Origin of the sequence: Pseudomonas sp. BCA17 (genome assembly GCF_004519405.1) — a bacterium.
In the GTDB taxonomy this organism is placed as follows: domain Bacteria; phylum Pseudomonadota; class Gammaproteobacteria; order Pseudomonadales; family Pseudomonadaceae; genus Aquipseudomonas.
Map to the genome: position 1 here is coordinate 50180 of NZ_SGWI01000008.1, position 19276 is coordinate 69455.

General features: G+C 53.8%; 12 protein-coding genes. 4 read left to right on the plus strand and 8 right to left on the minus strand.

The features are described from left to right. Nucleotides 1-22: 22 nt before the first annotated feature. From EXW71_RS28875 to EXW71_RS24780, 7 genes are all read right to left on the minus strand, one after another. On the minus strand, nt 23-1840 hold the full coding sequence (locus EXW71_RS28875; RefSeq protein WP_218569378.1) for a hypothetical protein: 1818 nt from the start codon (nt 1838-1840) through the stop codon (nt 23-25). Between the two features lie 430 nt (nt 1841-2270). After that, nucleotides 2271-6866 (minus strand): hypothetical protein, encoded by a 4596-nt coding sequence (locus tag EXW71_RS24755; RefSeq protein ID WP_134660494.1) that lies wholly within the window; start codon nt 6864-6866, stop codon nt 2271-2273. Between the two features lie 421 nt (nt 6867-7287). Further along, nucleotides 7288-9615 carry an AAA family ATPase gene (locus tag EXW71_RS24760; RefSeq protein ID WP_134660495.1) on the minus strand — a complete coding sequence of 776 codons (2328 nt, stop codon included), beginning with the start codon at nt 9613-9615 and terminating at the stop codon, nt 7288-7290. Further along, nucleotides 9590-10264 carry an ABC-three component system middle component 1 gene (locus EXW71_RS24765; protein WP_134660496.1) on the minus strand — a complete coding sequence of 225 codons (675 nt, stop codon included), beginning with the start codon at nt 10262-10264 and terminating at the stop codon, nt 9590-9592. Before EXW71_RS24765 ends, EXW71_RS24760 begins: the two co-directional genes overlap by 26 nt. Further along, nucleotides 10257-11480, minus strand: coding sequence for an ABC-three component system protein (locus EXW71_RS24770; protein ID WP_134660497.1), 1224 nt, complete (start codon nt 11478-11480; stop codon nt 10257-10259). The genes EXW71_RS24765 and EXW71_RS24770 overlap by 8 nt, the downstream gene beginning before the upstream one ends. A 547-nt stretch (nt 11481-12027) precedes the next feature. Further along, nucleotides 12028-13446 carry a hypothetical protein gene (locus tag EXW71_RS24775; RefSeq protein WP_134660498.1) on the minus strand — a complete coding sequence of 473 codons (1419 nt, stop codon included), beginning with the start codon at nt 13444-13446 and terminating at the stop codon, nt 12028-12030. A gap of 387 nt (nt 13447-13833) precedes the next feature. Beyond that, entirely contained in the window at nt 13834-14742 is a 909-nt protein-coding gene (locus EXW71_RS24780; RefSeq protein WP_177421606.1) for a LysR family transcriptional regulator, read from the minus strand. A gap of 101 nt (nt 14743-14843) precedes the next feature. On the opposite strand from EXW71_RS24780, the gene tam reads away from it, so the two are divergent. Next, nucleotides 14844-15605: a trans-aconitate 2-methyltransferase gene (gene tam, locus EXW71_RS24785; RefSeq protein ID WP_134660500.1), complete on the plus strand. Its 762-nt coding sequence runs from the start codon at nt 14844-14846 to the stop codon at nt 15603-15605. A 21-nt stretch (nt 15606-15626) separates the two neighbouring features. On the opposite strand, the gene EXW71_RS24790 is transcribed toward tam, so the two are convergent. Further along, nucleotides 15627-16190: a cysteine hydrolase family protein gene (locus EXW71_RS24790; RefSeq protein WP_134660501.1), complete on the minus strand. Its 564-nt coding sequence runs from the start codon at nt 16188-16190 to the stop codon at nt 15627-15629. A 99-nt stretch (nt 16191-16289) separates the two neighbouring features. Here EXW71_RS24790 and EXW71_RS24795 point away from each other — a divergent pair, with 99 nt between their 5' ends. From EXW71_RS24795 to EXW71_RS24805, 3 genes are all read left to right on the plus strand, one after another. Further along, nucleotides 16290-17249, plus strand: a complete 960-nt coding sequence (locus EXW71_RS24795) for a GlxA family transcriptional regulator (RefSeq protein WP_134660502.1) — start codon at nt 16290-16292, stop codon at nt 17247-17249. Nucleotides 17250-17420: 171 nt separating this feature from the next. Continuing rightward, on the plus strand, nt 17421-18530 hold the full coding sequence (locus EXW71_RS24800; RefSeq protein ID WP_134660503.1) for a DUF3182 family protein: 1110 nt from the start codon (nt 17421-17423) through the stop codon (nt 18528-18530). Next, entirely contained in the window at nt 18520-19275 is a 756-nt protein-coding gene (locus EXW71_RS24805; RefSeq protein WP_123717358.1) for a S9 family peptidase, read from the plus strand. The genes EXW71_RS24800 and EXW71_RS24805 overlap by 11 nt, the downstream gene beginning before the upstream one ends. The last annotated feature ends 1 nt before the right edge of the window (nt 19276 follow it).

Genomic DNA, 19276 nt, shown 5'->3' on the forward strand with positions numbered 1-19276 from the left:
CGGTGCCTCTGGCCCCACTCCTTCATTCCTGGCATATCACGCACCCAAAAGCTCCGACCTCGGTACAGGCAGCGAAGAAGGACGACAGCAACCAATAAAGCTGGACGAAGTAGGGACTGGCGGTGTGGCCCGCTTCAATGTCCTTAAATGTTTGCTCAACTGCAGCCTTGCTCAGTGATGAGGTCACGATGGCCACCCGTTTGAAAGTGTGAGGAGCGCCCCTGCAGAAGCTCACCGCATGTCTGGACTCAGCGGGTGTACCTCGGCATGTGCGACGAATGCCTGTCCTAACCCCATTGTTGTTATAAAGCCGATTCCACAGGGCGAACTTACTGGCCATGGCCGAAGCGGGCAACGCGAGATTGCCCAGATTTTTGATAGCCTGGCTGACAGAAACGTGAAACGCGCCTGCACCGAGAGTTAAGTCGCCATGCTTGGCATGGTAGAAGGTTACTCTTGGAGAAGCCGGATCCGTTCGAAAACCAATGAAGTCGGCCCATTCATCACCGAGGTCATCGCAGACCATGACATCGTCTTCGGGGGCGATTGTCGACAGCACCGCGCCGAACGTAGAGTCGGGATCGAACGTACGATGGGCGGCGGTGAAATTACCTTTCTCACCCGTGACAGTCGCCAGCTCTGCATTTTCGAAAAGGTAGCCTAGGAACTGAGTGCCACCGTTGACCAAGGTGTCGTCCTGGTAAAGGCTGCCATCCAGATAGGCAAAACGCGGCTGGTCGAACAGGACGATGAACGTGTCCTGTTTGTCGATGAAATGCTTGAGCAGGGCGCGATCATCGTCCATCCCGAGTGCGAACTGGGTATCCTCGACGTATACATCGGCGAGCAGAGGCAGCGTAAGGCGTTTCAAGGCGATTCGCGTTTTGTTGATCGCGATCTCACCTACCTCTACGCTTGTTGCAGCCTGGGACACCACCAGCTTGCCAGCAGCGTTTTTGGCGACCCCCAAGATATCTGTCAGTTCTGCGAGTATCGGATCGACCTCTGACTTCGGCAGCTCTCGATAGCCCCCTCCGTCACGCTTGACCAAGCGGATGATTTTGTCATCAAAGATGGCCTGTCCGAGAATGGCGGTATCAACCGCAAATTGGGTAGGGCTAGCCGTTAGATCTGATAGCTCCAGCGGTCGCGCGAAAGCTGCCAGGAAAGGGGAGGAGGATGATCTTCCGGGGCTAGGGCGCAGGCGGTCGATGATACCACAAGCATAATCAACTAGCTCCAGATAGCCAGCACGATCCGCGCGAAGGGAGATCCGTCCGGTTCGCGGCGTCGTTGAAAAGTGTTCGTCCGCCTCAGTGAAGCTGTAGCCCAGCGGGGCAAATCGAGCCGAGGATGCCATACCCACGTTGTTCTGGAGGTTCTCACCTTCAAGCGTCTTGCTGCGCAACGCAAAGCGGGACAACGTCATATGCCTAAGCCGAACCCGGGCAAATACTGAGTCCTTGCTGGTCAGTCCACGGTCGACATCCTGGGCGCCGATGCGCTGCAGATGGCGCTTGGCGAAATCAGAAGGAACGTCGATCTGGGATTTAAAAATGGCGACATAATCGCGGTGTTCGACGATCAGCAAATATCCGGTTAACCGGTCGCTCACATTTTTAGTGCCAGGCAGGAAAGCCGGTGTCTTGTCGAATTGAAAGCACAGAGCAGACCAGATTGACGTTCCGTGGGGCTGCCGAATGAAAGAGAAAAGGTTGTTCGAGGGAGACGTTTGCGTCCCTCTGATTGCCCGGAACAGGGCCGTGATCGCGACTGTTGTGATCGGAATCTTTTGGCGGTAGAAGTAGCAGGATTTACTTGCTTGAAGCTCGTCTATCATGTCCGCATCCCTACGAAAATGGGTGAAGCGTGAAGTCCCTTAGACTGGAACGGTAGCCCAGTGCCATTATGATTGTCTAGATGAATACGCCTAATGGGGTACAGCTTCTTGCAGGCAATAACAGGGACCGATTCTGTTGAAAATAGTCGGTTCTTCTAGGCTGGCCGATACTGACCGCTGAAACCGCCTTTTTTGTGCGCAGATACGCGAAATCAGAGCCCCGAATCCTCTGCTCAATGCAAAGATTTTGATCTCAAGAGCGCACTTTTTTACCGTGGAAACCATGGCCGACTTTTTCAACAAAGTCGGCCAGAAGTAGACATAGAGATGAGATTTGCCGCGACAGCTTTGCGCTCTTATCTCGGCCGCTCGAAAAGTCGATACCTATCGACGAAAGCGGCCACGCTTTCGCCTCTGTCTTCGCACTTCATTATTCGAAGCTCAACATTACAGACGGGGGCGCTTTTTCACCGAACAGCTTCTCTTGGCGCTTTTTCTGGACCTTAATTGCTCTGTTGGTGATCTCTCGGCTTATCGTCGGCATAAACGTCGTGAAGATGGCTGTTGGTGCTATCGAGGCTTCGGACCATATGTCAAAACGGCCATCGACGGTTTTCATAAACAGAATGGATGCGCTCCAGAAATCCTCCTGCCGTTGGGCATTTAGCATTTTTGCATACCAAGTCTTTGCCCAAAGATTCCTTGCATACGAATCGCTCGCAGTTGAGTGGGCCTTGCCAATGAAGCCCTCGGTGCCGTGGAAGCGGGACAGAACCGCCTCAGCGTGGACGCTATCGTCGCAAAAGCCTGCAATCATGAGCGCAAGTGCTGTCTCGTATGGCCGGTCCGTGGCAAGAAGTTCATCAATGTAGGTCTGTAGAATTGCCACCTTTCCGCAGAGATGGGCTGCGATGACCTCGCGCGCGATGTCGCTGTCGCTTTGCGGTGTCCGTAGGCGCCTTTTGCATATGTCCAGCATCGCCGGGCTAGCAGTGTTGCTCCAAAGGACAACGGTCTCTACAGGGCTTTTTGCCGCGCCGCTGACACGACGTATGGTCGGGTCCAATGCCAAAATGCGGGTAATGAAGTCAGGCGCTAACGGATTGCCGCTGGTGCCGAGTGCGACCGCTACCTGTAGGGCGACGTGGTGAAGATGACGGAGCTTTCGATCGGAGGTGGCGACCAACATCCGGAGCCAGCGCTGATCACGATCAGCATCCTGTCCGATGATCGATTTGATGCCGCCGTACGTGAGGTCGGAGAGTATTAGGTCTGCTTCAACAGCCGTAAGCTCACCGGCAAAGCGTTCATAGGCGTCATTCATGCGGCGTTGGCGCTCGTCGAACTGCTCTTCCGTTTCCGAAAGCCGATTCATCCGGGATGTGAAGTCGTTTTCCGACGGAGCCCGTTCCGTTAACGAAAACAGGGGAGGCGCGAGGTCGGACACTGTCGGCGCCCCAGTCTCAATTTCCGGCAACTCCACATCACCCTCATAGTCCAATGCTTTCACAAGCGCGGCTTCGATGCGAGCGGCGATGGCATCATTCTGTCCGGCAGGTAGAGTTTCGGCGGCGAACCCGTAGTGGGACACGTTCATTCGATCAAGCGCGGACCCCGTCTCTATTAGGCCCGCTTCCAACGCCTTCAATATCGCTGTGGACCCGTGCCACTCCTCAAAACTGCTGTCGCGCTTGTTCGGCTTTTCCGCGCTCCATCCACTATCTATGACTTCCTGTAGTAATGAAGTGTCGCCGCTCGATGCGGCGAGGGCGAACGCTTCACGTTGGAGATTTTTGAGTGGAGATCGGATGAAGGCTTTGACAATAACGACGGCACGCGGTGTGAGCGGCGCTTTAGAATAGTGTATTGAGGCAAGAACTGCTGTCTGCGCATGCTCATTTTCACTCCGCAGAACACCCTCGAGCACCTGTTCCACTTTTTCCGCTGTGGCACTGCGTACGCATGAGAGCAGCTCCAGTAGGAGGGTCTCGCCCTGCATTTTTGCGATCGCGTCGAGCTGCTCGTCAGCGGTGAAATGCGGCAATGCGATGATCGCGGAAAACTGTGCCGTAAGGAATTCGTCCCGAGCGTCTTGCCCGTCTTTATACGACGCGGTGCTAGATACACTTGCCGAAAGGAAGCGTTGGGCAAGGTCTTTTGTGAGAGCCGCACTATGCCGTAAAAGCATCAATACGCCCTGAAGTCGCGCATGCCCGCTACGGCCGAGCACCCCGCTCGCGAGTGCACGGTGCGCGTGTATAGCGTCATCAGGTACGAAGCGTGCGACACCGGCCCGAGCGCCGCAGAAAAAATGGTCCTCTTGAGTCATTCCCCTGCTCATGGCAATTTTTTCTGGGTCAATCTGCCGATAGTTTCGGGCTGTCCCGATAACGTTCCCTGGTTCAACGGTATCGGGATCGCAGGGATCAACAGTGCTGTAATTTTCTTTTATAGACCAGCCTTCAAAGCGTTCTTTGTCGCGTGTGAGTTCACCGCGGATTCGGGCCCCCTCTTTGGCGTCGTCGACATCCCCGGTGCCGTACAGCATGCCAACGCGTGTCCACGCCCCCACGCTGGACGAATGTTCCGCCGGCAGCGCTTCCAATCCCTTCAAGATTGCTGATCGAGTCTCCTGCCAATCGACGCGGTTGTAGTGAAGAACCTGCTCAAACTCTGCATAGGGCACAGACGTTGATGAATTGAGTGCAGCAGAAAACCGCCAACGGACAAGATAGTTTGCGATCTCTTCTAGCGGCATACCAGCCAGAAGATAGAGAGCGAAGCGACTTATGCCATCGAACTTTGGGTGCGGAGCGATTATGAGGTTCCTAGTCATGAAGGATTGCTCGACTTCAGTGAGGGCAGCCTGACATTCTTGGATGTTAGCCAAGACTCTGTTGCGCTCTTCGTCAGCCTGAGTGACAGACCCATGGCCCGACGTCCGGTGCATCCCTCGTTCTGGTGCAAACGAATAGAAGGACAGCCAACGCTTCGTAGATTCCAAAATGTGCTGCCAAATTCCTGGCTCGTCGCGCCGGTTGAGTAGAGCGTAAAGCAGCCACTCTTTACTGGCGATGTGCTCTTGAGACAGGTATACATTTTCAGCGGCTTGCAGAAAAGCAAGCGGGGCCGATTTTGCTAGCACGGCGAAGGCGTCGGCCTGGCTGTTCGGAAGATTCTGCAGTGATACGAATTTTTCGATCAGCGCGGAACGTATCTCGGGGCTCGTTTCATCTTCAAGGCAAGCAATTTGCGTTGCGAGCAAGATAACCTTGGCCGTTTCATCAAGTGCGCTTATCGGTTCCAGTATTGTCGCTAGCTTTTCTCGAGGGTCGCGTTCGTTGCGCAACTCGCGTTCGAGTTGGTCGACGAGGTAGAGCGCTAGTGCCAGGTTAAGACCATCGATTTTTATCTCATACTGTGACGCGCGTCCTTTCACCGAGGAGAAGAACCGGCTCGATGCAACAGCTTCGAGTTGGGCTTCTTGGACGGCATCGAACAGCCTAAGATCATCTGTATTTTGTGCATTCGCTCGAGCCAATACCTTAGCTGCGAGGTCTTTCAAAAGGTCGGCGAATGCGGGCGCCGAAACTGTAGCCGCCCCGTGCTGTTCCATTCTGCGCATGTGCTCAAAGAGCAGCCGCCCGACGCTTAGCTCATCCAAAAGCTCGATAGCCTTGGCTTCTATCAGATCAATAGCGATACCAAGAAGTCGAGGGTTCCGAACGGATTCGAGAACCTCAATCCTGGTGTTGGAGAAGTCGATGCCGCGACTGCCCAATATCTGTTTCACGTCATTGATGGACCACTCGGCCAGCGGGACCGTCCTCAATGCACAAAATAGCGTTTTTTTGAGATGCACCCAGTGCTGCGTACGGGTGGTAATCACCAGGCAGCCGCCCAGTTCCTTCAAGCGTAGCGCGGCGCGATCGAGCCAACGCCCCCAGTTTGACTTGAGCGGTTGGTTGAGCCCGTCCGCTATGAGGGCTACACGGACGGAGCTTGCCGGAATGTTCGCGCGCCAAGCTTCGAAGCGGCGCCGCCAGCGCTCGATCACTTGCGGCGTAACATTTTGACCTGTCTGATAGATGAGTTTGCGAATTAGGAAGTCATCGAAGTCTTCTGCATCATCTCCGGTCAAATCGTCGGCAGGACACAGGACGAGAAGTGATTTGGGATTGGACAGATTCCAGCTCTGGACAGCCAGCCAGGATTTTCCGACTCCTTCTTCACCGACAATTGCGTAGATTTCGCTTTCTGGAGCTCCAGAGAATGCCGTTGTAAGAAGCGCACGCTCAGGTCGGTCGAGTGCCGATGGGCCGGACGGATCAAATGGGGAGAGTGGTTGGCCGAGCTCGGCGCGCGCCTGCAATTTGTCTGTGAACAACCGGCACAGCCATTCTTGGTTGAGCGTCTTGGCGTGGCCCAACCCAACGTCTGTGGCGAGTGATTTTCTGAGCGCGCTCAGCCTTGAGGGATAATCTCCGTGTTTTTCAAAGTGGTCGATTGCTTTGATAGCGGGTGCGATAAGGCCCGATCCAGGCTTTCCGGTGAGTCCTTGTTTGATAATTGCTTTGGATTTTGAACCTGCCGCAACAGTGGCGACGAGCAGCGCCCCGAGATCGTTATTTGACCAGTCCAATACTGTGAAGCCGAAGCCGTTCTTGGCCGAAAACTTTCGCCCGTCTTCGACTGTTTGGGATGCCACCTCGCATGTTGCTCCGAGTATCCAGAGATCCACTACGCCAGTGTCGTCGTTCGCAACGTCGAAAAGCTTTGTCGAAATATCGTTCTTCGAAAGGCCTTCTTTGTAACGTTTACCCTCGAAATATGTGGCCCCTCCATCGAACGCTGAATCGCCGTCTCGTCCTCGCTGAGTACCTGACTTTGCAAGACGGAAGGATTGTCCGGTGATTTCACCCAGTACGACTCCGAGTAACCCTTCAAATCCTTCTGGGCCTGAAGGATCGAGAGCTAGAAGGGCGTCCTGCAGAGCCTTCGCGTGCGTTTTATCTGCTGTGTTCATGCTGGAGTGACGGTTCCACAAGTGTTGCAGCCAATGGGAGTTAGGGGGGCGTAGCCTTGTCAGGTGAACGCTTTGCTTCACTTCTTGGCTAGGTTCCGAAGAATAAAGGTGTCGGTTGCAGAACGACAACTTTCCGGACCTCTCGCTTTTAAAAGCAACGAATGTCTCCTACTGGCCGTAAGCTGCTGCTCACTAACGAATGCTATCGGCCAAAGCAGCCAGTCAAAAGCGTCTAGGAAATCAGGGGCAATTCACCACTCCTGTCTCCAGGTCATTGAAAACCTCTGACATCATACCTTCTGAGGCTGACCATGCGCTTAGAGGCGAGCGCTATGGTCGGGATGGTAAATATTAAATCCATCTGGGCAGGTCGTGAATAGGAACTGCCTGGGACACCATCACTCCCCAGGCAAATATTGTCTTACCCTGCATCTCTAGCGAGAGCTTGCATGTTAAATGTAAGAGGAAGTAAGCCTGCCCTTGTGAATCGATATCTCATATACGAGGAGATGTCATCCTCGTGAGAGGAGACAATTAATTGTCTATCCTTGAGTTCGCAACGTAGAAGATCTGTCAAAGATGCAATGTTTACCTCGTCCAGGGATTGGGACGGGTCGTCGATCATAATTATGGGGACGCCTGAGTAGACTCTATTCAACGAGAGGAAGAAGGCGAGACTCAATGCCGATATCTGGCCAGAGCTCATAGATAACATCGCATCGTGATCTGAAGATTCAGCAGTCGCAAACCTAAGTTGATTGCCGTCTTTGCTTTCAATGAATAGCCCAAGTCCGCGCTGATAGTTCTGAATTAGTCTTCCGCTGTATACGTGGAATACCAGTTCTATTTCAGATATTGTGTGGTCGGAGTAAGCCTTTTCTACTCGTTCCAAGGTTCCGCGCAAGGATGCAACTCGCTCCTTGATTCTGCTTGTCGCTGTATTTTCCTTTCGGATAGTATCCAGTCTTTGAGTGATGCCTATCAGTGTTGCACTCTTTGCTTCGTTTGCTTTAAGTGAAATGTACTTTAGTTTTGTCTCTAGCGCGTCGCGCTCTAATACATAGAAGTCTGCCTCGTCCTTGAAAGCGGTGGATATTACAGAACTCCACTGATCTGGAACGTCTGCAATTTCTTCTTGCTTTTGAGCGCGAAATAAAGCAATCAAATCCGCTAACCGCTTCTCCTCTTCCTCAGGATCTATCGTGTACGTGTCTGGGTAGAGGATCCCTCTTTTGGTAAGCTGGTCGCCGAGATCTTGTATTCGTTGAATTATCTCTTTATGCCGACGAAGCACCTGGTGAAGATCTGGATCATAGTTCGATCTTTCGAATTTTAGATCGCTAGTTACACGCGCAGTCAAAACTAATAAAGCCTTTGCTATCGATTCGATTACCTGTACAAGTTTTTTACCGTCCTCGCTTAGGCTCTCAGATAGCTTTTGGGCTCTTTTCTCTATTGCAGAGAGTAGCTCTTCGTGCGTCTTCCAATCCTGCGAACACAGTGGGCAGGTATTGTCATTAGGATAAATTTTGAAATGCTTTTCGAGGAGTTCGTGTTTTAGCCTGCTAATTTCGGCAATAGCTGCTGCGTTCGCTGCTGAGGAAGAGTTTAATAGGTCGCGACTTTTAATCTGCTCTTCAAGGTCGGGAACCTCGTCAGGTTGCCAGCCAGGAGTTGTACGAATTTCATCAAACCCAATGCTCGCTGCACCCTTTTCCAGAGTCGACAGAGATAATGATAAAGAGTCGATATTGGATTTTGTTACGGATAGCGCGGTGAGCTCTCCTGTGGTTTTGCCAACCTGGATTAGAGCTCGTAATAGATTGTTGTTTTTGGAGATGTAGTTCTCGATTTTTTCATTGGATATTCTAATTTTGATAGCTTGCTTTAAAGGCAGTAAATCGATTATGTTGCGTATCTCTGTGACATAATTGTCGTGAATTTCTTTTGAGTATCCAGAAAATAATACTTCCTTGTCCCAGCTCGGTTGAATGTCGGCAGTGCTAAGCTTCTCGTATGCGGCACCTTCCAGCCCGTTCTCTAGCATTGCGCGGAGTGCTTGGCCTTCTCTATCAAGTCGAGACTCTTCTTCCTGGCGCTCTTTGCTGAGCCTCTGAGTTAATTTCTTTTCCAGGCGCTTGCACTTGCTAATTTCTGCAACTATAGCGCCTGATTGGATTAGGCTTTCAAGCGCCTTCTTTCGGTTATTTAGGCTGGTCGAAAAAAGATACTCATTCTGGCCTTGCTCTAGGTAGTTCAGAAAGGAGTAATTTTCTTGGAAGTTTTGTCCAAAAAGCTCGGCTATTAAATCATCGTTTTTCAGGTTTCCATCAGTAAAGTCGGATGATTCAAAGCTGTCTAACTTATAGAGTTTGAATAGCGAGAAATCGTTCGCCTTATTTTTGTCTTTTGGCCAGAGGCTTTCGCTTGGTGCATGTCTAGCGAGAATTATTTTTTCATCGTTTGACTTGAACTCAATTTTTATGTGGAGATCGTTGCCTTGGGATCGAACATTCCAGAATAAGTTGTCCTCATACTTCTTCTTCGTTCCAATCATTACTTTATCGAAAAGGCGCTCAATTCTCGCTATTTTTCCTGTCAGGAGCAGTTCGATAGCATCAAAAATACTGGTCTTCCCGAAGCCGTTTGGGCCGTCTAAAGTTAAGAGTGAAGCGGACTCTAAATTCAGAGATATATTTTTGAATGCCTTAAAGCTGGCAATCTCAATCCGGGATATTTTCCAGTTCATTTTTAATCAATTCCTTGATTAGGTCGTCTGTGGCAATGTCATCAGTATCGTGTAGATCTTGCACTTTTTTATAAAGCTCTGTTAGGTCTGATTCTGCTACTGCAGCTTCTGCCTGAAGCTTTAATGGAACGAGTTCGCGCTTTTCATGGCTCAGTATGAGGAATGGGATCTTTATGAATATTTTTGCGGCAATACTGTAAGTGGATGAGGAAAGAGGAGAATTCTTGTAAGAGTCAAATTGGCTCTTGTCTGATATGGTGCGTAGGAGGTCGGCGAACTCAAATCCAGTTAAGCAATCCTCCTCCTCTTTGGTATAGTAAAGGACGTACTTTTTGTAGTGGTACGCGTCTTCTTCAATTGCAAAAATTCTATTTTCTAGTTCTTTAAATTCTGAGAGTTTCTCTAGTCGTAGTAGGCAAATTAAGTCGCAGTTTTTCTTGAAAGCGGGGTGCTCGATGAACTCTTTAGGGGCGCCAAGAGAGGCTGCTTCGTTTAGTGATTCTGGAGGCTGCAGTTCTGTCATTTCATGTACAATCGCGAAGCGGGCTGCTTCCCCATGCAGGCGAAGAAAATAAGAAGAGTGCTCCGACTTATGAACTAAAGAGAACTCTTGTTCCATTAATGCACTGCTGATTATTCCTTTAAGCATTTAGCTTTCCTTCTGCCTCCAGTTTTGTTATCACATTGATGCTTAGTTCGCGAGTGATCTTGTTGTCTTGGTCTTTCGATTCGTATTTTGGATCTGAGCCATCATTCTCTGTAATCTTTGTCTCGACGCAGAATGAATTGAGAGCGGAAAAGGCAATCAAGTTGCGGTATTCAAAAAGGAGGGGTTGAAGCCTTCTGTTGTTTTTCATCTCCTCCCTGATCCTATCTACGCATGCGCGGCATTCGCGATCGCTTAACAATGTTAGCGCTGTCGGTAGATAGAAATTTGAGTCAGAGTCCATATAGTGCGGCAGACGCTGGAGAATGGGGGCGATACAAAAGCCCTGAATTAACTCAGAATATCTTCCGATGTCTTCGTGTTGTATCTTTGAAAAGTTTTCGGAAGGCTTCATGACCTGGCAGAGGCGTTGGAGGTCTTCTGAGTTTAAGTTGTGCAGGTGTGAGAATAGATCTTGAGCTCGAAGATACTGCTTATCATTTATTTCTGGTAGCAGGTCATCAAGTGTTTTTTCGAGGTAGTCGAAGAGGTTCTTTCTTAACTCTGTTGCAAAATATTCGACATCATTTTGAAGCCCTTCGGATAAAAGGGCAGCTAGAAGTTTGGAAGCGTGTATGCGGTTCTCGAAAGCCGCCTTGTTCTCAGAAATCCCATCGATCTGATTTATTTTATGGATTTCTATAGCCTTACTACTGATACTTTCCGAAACTAGGCTGTAATTCTGGTCGGTGAGACGTTCGCTCGGTGGAAAGCCCTTGGTGTCATTAAATATGGTTTTTATTAGCTGTTTTGTAAATTCTTCTATTTCACTGAGTCCGCAGTGCCTTTGGCCGTTATACTCATAAAATCTTACTATTTCACCGTTTCCTGGTTTGTAGTCCGACGTATCGTCTATTCTTACGGATAAGTGGAAGTACCGATTGGTTCCGGCTTTTCTATGTTCATCAATCTCTGCGGATTTTTTTAGTGCCTTGGTGTAGCTACCTCTGGTTGACCCAACCTTGGCTTTAACTTGATGGGCGCTAAGAAGTTTTCCGTCTTTATATATTGCAAAGTCATCAGTGCTGTCTAATTGCAGCTCGAAGTCTCCCTCGCCCTCAATTATCAATTTTAAAGAATGATAAAGTGCGACCTTTCCCTGATATACAAACCCACTCCATGAGGAAATTGCGCTATTTGGCTCAGTTAATTCGCTCAACGTGGAATCCCTTCGGTGGCTGCCTGATGTTGCGATGATATCATTATGGGCGTGCGTGCCAATCCCCGCTTTGGTTTTAGATCAGGAAGAGAAGCTTGGTCTTCATGACGGCGAGGACGGCGTCAGGTCAAATCTCGCGCAGCTACGGCCTAAAGCTTTCGAATGGATGTGAGCGCTCGACGAGCTCAGCCATTCGGTGGATGGTAGATACCGCCGCGGGCAGATTGGTGCTGCGGGAGAGCCCCGCCCGACGTATCAATGGCGATAACCTCACTTCGTGGGTTGCGAGCAGAGAGTGAGTGCTCCAAAGATAAGCGCTTCATGGTGATCACCAATCGTTGACGGAGCCGACGAAGTCGGCCTCTCAGCGGGCTGCTTGCCATTGCTCGGGGACTCTGTATCCCGCCCCCTGAAGGGCGTAATGGAGCCATATAGGGGGAGAGGGCTTTATGGTGAGATGGGCTAGTGGTGCGGATACGGTGTCGTGTTGCAGCTGCTACCATGCTGTTTCAAGGTTTTAATAGGTGCTCTGGTATGAAACGTCATCTTAATGGCTCGTATTGGCGGCGTTCCTGATGTCGTTCTCATGTTGCTCCAACTGCTCTTTGGCACTTGTATTGAAGACGCCGCAGGCAATCATTTCCTGCGCTTCTTTGGGTCTGCCGTAATATGAGGCTGAAATACTCTTGAGAAGGATATCTGAGTAACGGGCGTCTTCGACATAATCCCCTACATCTCCAGAGATGGTTATTGATCGAGCGCTCATGGATTTGACTGCTGAGAGTGAAAACGGGCTTTCCGGCTTCACCAGTTCATAGTTATGCCTCTGACTCAGTAACTTGGATAGCTCTCGGGCTTGCATGAGCATAAGTTCGGACACTGACTGATTATTGTTTTGTCGAGCCGCTACCAACACATTTGCCTGCATCGACCTTAGCCCCGGAAGAATGAAGTCTCGAAGCGTGAAATAGAATTGGAGCTGCTGAATTTCTGCTTCCTCTGCCGGAGATCGCAACCCCTTTAGTATTTCCGTCGAGACATCCTGATTCGCGGGTGGGCATAAGGCTCTGTGGCTGCGGATCATTCCGTCTTCAAAGGTCTGCGTCATCATCACAGTGACTAATCCTTGACGGTAATCTTCTTGCAGTAGGCCCAGCAGCTCGTTCAGCTGGTCGAACGCCTGGGCGTTGATCTTGACGCCTGCTTGTTTCACGTGCAGCTCAATAGCCTTCAGCTTTTTCTCCACAGGTACCGTGCAGAACTGCTGGAATTCATACGAAAAGGTAAACACGTTGTTATTCAACGCGCCTAGGCATCGGTCATAAATATCAATCAGCTCTTCATTGAGTGTGATGAATTCGTCGAGCCCCTTATTCGTGGCGTCGCGTTGCTGAGTTACTTTGTTCTCATAGGAAAAGTACTGATGGACGCCGATGACGCTTGTCAGCATCAGCGCAGCGGCGAGTCCAGCACGAAACGCCCAGTGCCGGCTGGATACGTTTGGCTTGAAGTGAGGATAGAAAGCGTCTTGGATGTCTTTGTGTTGACGGATAAGATTTTCGATTGAGTGCCAGCCCCATATCTCGACAGCGCAGTGATTCGTCGCTTGGCGCTGCTCGGTGATTATCAGTGCATGGTCGATCAATTTCCGGTCATGCGGCCCCGTGGTCAGCACCAAGAACAGATCGATTTCGTGGGGAAACGTTGCCGTTTCCGCCACAGCATCATCTAAGCCTTTAGGCGTTAGGGGTTTTCCATAACTACCGCTGCGTCCTTTGCATTGGATAGCGATCAGGCGACCATCATCCAGCCGGCAGTAAGCATCAACGCCGTCTTGTCTTTGGCCACCGCGGCCGTACGAATCGAAACGCTTACCGTATAGCGTGGACATCAATGCCTCACAGAGGCGTTCGAATTGCTGCCAGTCGGCAGGAATGTTGTAGCTGGCTGCGTGAGGAGCGGTCATTGAACAATTGGTCTCGTAGGTTGAGCGCGGTGTTCGGCAGTACAAAGGCTGTAGATGGCCTTTGGCCGGCGCTCAGTGAGTCTACGGCAGGTGATGGATCGCGTTCATCCCAAGTCAGTGTCAATGCTCATAGGGAGTATCGCCTACGGGCGACGGGCGACGGGCGACGCTGAAACGAGCAAAATGTAAACAACCCGCCCCGTTGCAGGGGGCTTATTTACATCTTTTCTGTTCGGAGATCGTTATGTGCGTCCAACTCCTTGATTTTCAAAGGGTATGCGACCTGTTTACGCTCTCCATGTATACAGAACCGTTCTAAGGTCTAAAGACCCGGAACAAGCAAAACCCCCGATGGCTAAACCCTCGGGGGTTTTTTATTGCCGCTGATCACGCATCCATCGACGCCGCCGTCACCACCATCTCTTTGAACCGGCGCAATACCGCCGAACCGTCACCGATTCGCGTCGCCAGATGCAACGGCGCGACTAGGCTCCGGCACTCTGTCAGCTCTCGGTAGACGATGCCGTCGCCCCGCAACCGCTGCATCGACGCCGGCACAATCGACACCCCAAGCCCCGCCGCCACCAGGCTCAATGTTGCGGTCATGCGCGGCGCTTCCTGGACCACCTGTGGGCTGAAGCCAGCCTCACGACAAGCCACCAGGATCGCGTCATATAGCCCCAACCCCACGCGACGGCGATAAAGCACAAAGGACTCGGTCGCCAAGGCCGCCAATGGCAGGGGCGATGCGGAGTCGATTGCCAAGGGGTGGTCCGTCGGCAGCGCCAGCAGCATGGGCTCCACCAGAATCGGTTCGTCCTGCAGCGACGGCGCCCCGCTGAGCGGCGAACGGATAAACGCCGCATCGAGTTTCTCGTGCACCAATGCATCCAGTAGTTCGCCGGTGCCGGCTTCCTCCAGCACGACTGAAACGCCGACAAAGGTTTCGCGAAACAGCCGCAATACGCTGGGTACAAATGGATGCAGGGCAGCAGAGCTGGTGAAACCAATGGCCAGGCGGCCACGTTCACCGCGCGCGGCACGCTGCACCACATCGGCCAACCCCTCAGCCTGGGCCAGTATTTCCCGTGCCTCGTCCAACAAGGCCAGGCCAGCAGTGGTGGGGCGCACACCACGTGGCAGGCGTTCCATCAGGCTCACACCCAGTTCGGCCTCAAGGCTTTGCAACATCCGCGTCAAGGGTGGTTGCTGCATGCCCAGGCGTTCGGCGGCTCGGGTGATATAGCCTTCTTCGGCGATGGCGACAAAGGCTTTAAGCTGGCGCAGTTCCAACATTGGGATACTTTTCAGGTATGGGAGGGCGTCAATCCTGGCATTTGTTCTCATGGCTCACAAGAATTAGGCTGTAGCCAACCTCAAGAAGAAGGAAAGCCGCGATGACCTGGTCAGCCAAGCAGTACACGATGTTCGAACAGCAGCGTACACGTCCGGTGCGTGACCTAGTTGCGGCTATTCCCAATACTGAAGTGCGCAATGCCATCGACCTGGGCTGCGGCCCCGGCAACTCTACTGAGGTCCTGGCCGAGCGCTTTCCGCATGCCCACGTGACCGGCATGGACAGCTCCGATGACATGCTGGCCGATGCGCGTAATCGGCTACCAACGCTGAACTTCGAGCGGTCGGATATCGGCGATTGGAAACCTGCGCAAACCTTTGATGTGATTTTGGCTAACGCATCCCTGCAGTGGCTGCCGGACCACGCCACGCTTTACCCGCATTTGATTCATCAACTGGCGCCCGGCGGCACGTTGGCGGTGCAGACACCGGATAACCTCGACGAACCCGCTCACCGGCTTGCTCGCGAGGTCGCTGCCGATGGCCCGTGGGCGTCGCGGATCGGCACGGTCAAACACAATGAGCGCCATACCGCGAGCTACTACTACGAGCTGCTGAGCAAACACTGCAGCACCGTCGATGTGTGGCGCACCACCTACCAGCATCCGTTGGCGGATCACGCCGCAGTGGTGGAATGGTTCAAGGCTTCAGCCCTGAGGCCCTTCCTCGCACCTTTGACTGAGGGTGAAAGGGCTGACTTCCTACAGCAATACAAGACGCGGATCACTCAGGCTTACCCAGCCCTGGGCGATGGCACCGTACTGCTGCCATTCCCGCGCCTGTTCATTATCGCGACCCGCTGACGTGGCAACGCCAAGTGGCGGTCAGGCCGCCGCCGCTTGCGCCTCCAAGTACTCATCCGCCGACAGCACGCTTGCATAACCAAATGCCAGTGAAGCCATATAGGCCCCATGCACCTGCGCCGCTGGAATCACCTGGCCATTGAACTCCAGGTCCCGCGTCGCACACGCATCATGAATCACCGTGACCTTGTACCCCAGGTCCGCCGCCGCCCGCACCACGCCGTCGATGCACATATGGCTCATGCTGCCGACCACCACCAGATCGGTGATACTGCGCTGCTCCAGCAGGGTGCGCAGGTGGGTCCCGCGAAATGCATTCACAAAATGTTTGAGTACCACGGGCTCGCTGCCCTCGTTCAACACTTTGGTATGCAGGTGGGCACCTTCAGAGCCCGGAGTGAAGAACGGTGCGTCATCGGAGGTGAACTCATGGCGCACATGAATCACCGCATCGCCTTTCTGGCGAAACGCCTGCAGCACGTGTGCGGCCTTGTCTGCGGCGGCATCCACGCCATCAAGCGGCCATTTGCCTTGAGGGAAGTAGTCGTTCTGGATATCGATTAGGATGAGCGCTTGCTTGACCATGTGTGTCGCCTCGCGAGATGGGGTTGATGGGCCCATTATCTTAACTGGCGCCCGCCCCCGGGATTGGCTGCACCGACAATAACAGGGGGAAAACTGACAATGGTGGTGGTTGAGCTCGGCGTGTTGATCTACCCAGGTGCGCAACTGGCGGCTGTGCATGGTCTGACTGACCTGTTCGGTGTGGCCAACCGCATCGCCGCCGACTATCAATCCGCGCAATTGCCACGGCTGCGGGTCAGCCACTGGCAGGTGGATGCGACAGGCACACCGATACGCGTGTTCAGCAGCCATCCCGGTCCCGATCAACCGATGATGGCCGTACTGGTACCCCCGTCGATAGGCGAGTTCACCGAAGACCAGGCGCCCCCGGCATTGCTGGAATGGATTCGTCAGCAACACGCGGCAGGTGCGGTGCTGGGCGGCGTGTGTATCGGCTCGATCATGCTGGCATGCAGTGGGTTGCTGGATGGGCGCAGTGCTACCACCCACTGGTCGTCCGCCAAATCCTTCGCGGCCCGTTACCCCGCCGTACGCCTGGAGGCGGATAAACCCATCGTCGATGATGGCGACCTGATCACGACCGCTGGCTTGATGGCCTGGTCCGAACTCGGCCTGCGCCTGGTCGATCGCCTGATGGGCCCGAGCATCGCAGCCGACACGGCACGTTTTCTGGTGATCGAGCACAGTGACAGTGCCAGCCAGTGCGGCAGCAACTTCGCGCCCATTCTCGGCCACGGTGACGCTGCCATTCTCAAGGCTCAGCACTGGCTGCAGGTCAGCGGGGCGGTGGACGTTTCCGTGGCGGCGATGGCTCAGGAGGCGGGGCTGGAAGAGCGTACGTTCCTGCGGCGTTTTCGCAGCGCCACGGGCTTGAAACCCACCGAATACTGCCAGCACCTGCGTGTGGGCAAGGCGCGGCAGATGCTGGAGTTCACCAACGCGACCGTCGACCATATCGCCTGGACCGTGGGTTATCAGGACCCCAGTGCGTTCCGCGCGCCCTTCAAGAAAATCACCGGTCTGGCACCCAGTGAATACCGCAGCCGCTTTGGCGTTTGAATCGTGCAGAACGCCCCGGCACCCACGCAACGTCGTGCAGAATGAAGCAGGCCAACTGCTATCGTTTTTTCGGCAACTGCTTGATTTAAAAACTGTCCTTCCCGAAAGAGCCTTGGCCTGATCCCTGCAACCTCCCTTGCACACACATGGCGCAATGGCCCAGGGGGACGCATGACCCTGACTCAACGCAAGAATCTGGTAGTCGCTCATTCCGTACGCGAAGGGGCGCCGTTGCATGAGGTGCAAACCAACCGCGTTTTGGCACGCTGGCTGGCGCAGGTTCTGGAGCTGCCATTCGGCGGCAGCTACGACGCCGGGTTGCATGCCGGCCAAGCGCTGTATCTTTTGCCTACGCAGACCCTGGTCGGACAGGCGCAGGCCCGCGCGCTCAACGTCCAAGGCCCGCAGGATTTGTGGGGCGGCTACGTCGACCACGATTTCATCTGCACCAAAGCCATCACTCACGGTGTGCTCGGCCCGCAAGCCAAGGTTCCCGAAGGTTGGTCGGCACAGTTCTGCGAACGTGTGCGAACGGTCGTGCTGGATGGCTTGAGCGTCTTCGCCCTGGAAGATGCCCGAACCGCGGCCACGCGCTTGCTGTACAGCGGGCCTATTCGCATGAAACCGGTGCACGCCTGCGCGGGCCGTGGCCAGGAAGTTATCCACAGCGTGGATGAGTTCGACGCGGTGCTGGCACGACCTGACGCCGCGCAACGCTTCAACGACGGTGTGGTGCTGGAGCAGGACCTGCGCGACGTGGTCACCCATAGCGTCGGCCAGAGCTTTATCGGCGGTCACGTGTTGAGCTACTGCGGCGAGCAATACCTGACAAAAGACGGGCAGGGGGAAGACGTGTACGGCGGCTCCAACCTGCTGGTGGTGCCCGGAGACTACGACGACTTGCTGCAGTTGGAACTGTCCGCCGATGTGCGCGAAGCCATCGAGCAAGCCAGGGTATTCGACGCGGCTGCCGATGAAGCATACCCAAGTTTTTATGCATCACGGCGCAACTACGATATCGCCCAGGGCCTGGACAACGACGGCCAGCGTCGCAGCGGTGTGCTCGAACAATCCTGGCGCATGGGCGGGGCCAGCAGCGCAGAAGTGGCAGCCCTGCAGACGTTTATCAACAGCCCTGGCCTGCGTGCTGTCCGTGTGTCCTCGGTGGAAACCTACGAGGACTTAATGCTGCCCGCCGGTGCCATCGAGGTGTATCGCGGCCCGGCGCAAACCAGCGAATTTCTTCTCAAGTACGTAACGGTTGAAGCTTATGACGGCTAGAAGCGAAAGCATTGTGATCGAGATTGACGACGAACAGATGAGCGGCACGTTCCTGAGCCCCAAGTCCAAAGTGCCGGGGGTGCTGTTTGTGCACGGCTGGGGCGGCAGCCAGGAGCGGGACCTTGAACGGGCCAAAGGCATTGCCGGCCTGGGGTGCGTGTGCCTGACGTTCGATCTGCGCGGCCACGCCGGTACTGGCATCCCCCTGGCCCGCGTTACCCGCGAGGACAACCTGCGCGACCTGCTGGCGGCCTACGACCGGCTACTGTCGCACCCGGCCATCGATACCTCGGCGGTGGCCGTGGTGGGCACCAGCTACGGCGGGTACCTCGCGGCGATACTCACCTCTTTGCGGCCCGTGCGTTGGCTGGCGCTGCGCGTGCCTGCGCTGTACCGCGACCAGGAATGGCTCAAGCCCAAACGCGAACTGGATAAGGCCGACTTGATGGACTACCGCAGTACCCTGGTTCACGCCGAAACCAATCGCGCCCTGCACGCCTGTTCGGTGTTTACCGGAGATGTGCTGATTGTCGAATCGGAAACCGATGACCATGTCCCCCATGCCACGATCATGAGCTACCGCGCGGCGTGTCAGCACACCCATTCCCTGACGCATCGCATCATCGACGGTGCCGACCATTCCCTCAGCGATCCGGTGTCCCAGCAGGCCTACACCTCCATTCTGGTGGACTGGGTGACCGAGATGGTGGTGGGCGAACGGTTGAGCATCATCCAGTCCCGCTGAA

Bases quoted from the DNA above. Each gene is read 5' to 3' on its own strand.
- EXW71_RS28875 (WP_218569378.1), bottom strand. From the start codon at position 1,840: ATGATAGACGAGCTTCAAGCAAGTAAATCCTGCTACTTCTACCGCCAA.
- EXW71_RS24755 (WP_134660494.1), bottom strand. From the start codon at position 6,866: ATGAACACAGCAGATAAAACGCACGCGAAGGCTCTGCAGGACGCCCTT.
- EXW71_RS24760 (WP_134660495.1), bottom strand. From the start codon at position 9,615: ATGAACTGGAAAATATCCCGGATTGAGATTGCCAGCTTTAAGGCATTC.
- EXW71_RS24765 (WP_134660496.1), bottom strand. From the start codon at position 10,264: ATGCTTAAAGGAATAATCAGCAGTGCATTAATGGAACAAGAGTTCTCT.
- EXW71_RS24775 (WP_134660498.1), bottom strand. From the start codon at position 13,446: ATGACCGCTCCTCACGCAGCCAGCTACAACATTCCTGCCGACTGGCAG.
- EXW71_RS24780 (WP_177421606.1), bottom strand. From the start codon at position 14,742: ATGTTGGAACTGCGCCAGCTTAAAGCCTTTGTCGCCATCGCCGAAGAA.
- tam (WP_134660500.1), top strand. From the start codon at position 14,844: ATGACCTGGTCAGCCAAGCAGTACACGATGTTCGAACAGCAGCGTACA.
- EXW71_RS24790 (WP_134660501.1), bottom strand. From the start codon at position 16,190: ATGGTCAAGCAAGCGCTCATCCTAATCGATATCCAGAACGACTACTTC.
- EXW71_RS24795 (WP_134660502.1), top strand. From the start codon at position 16,290: ATGGTGGTGGTTGAGCTCGGCGTGTTGATCTACCCAGGTGCGCAACTG.
- EXW71_RS24800 (WP_134660503.1), top strand. From the start codon at position 17,421: ATGACCCTGACTCAACGCAAGAATCTGGTAGTCGCTCATTCCGTACGC.
- EXW71_RS24805 (WP_123717358.1), top strand. From the start codon at position 18,520: ATGACGGCTAGAAGCGAAAGCATTGTGATCGAGATTGACGACGAACAG.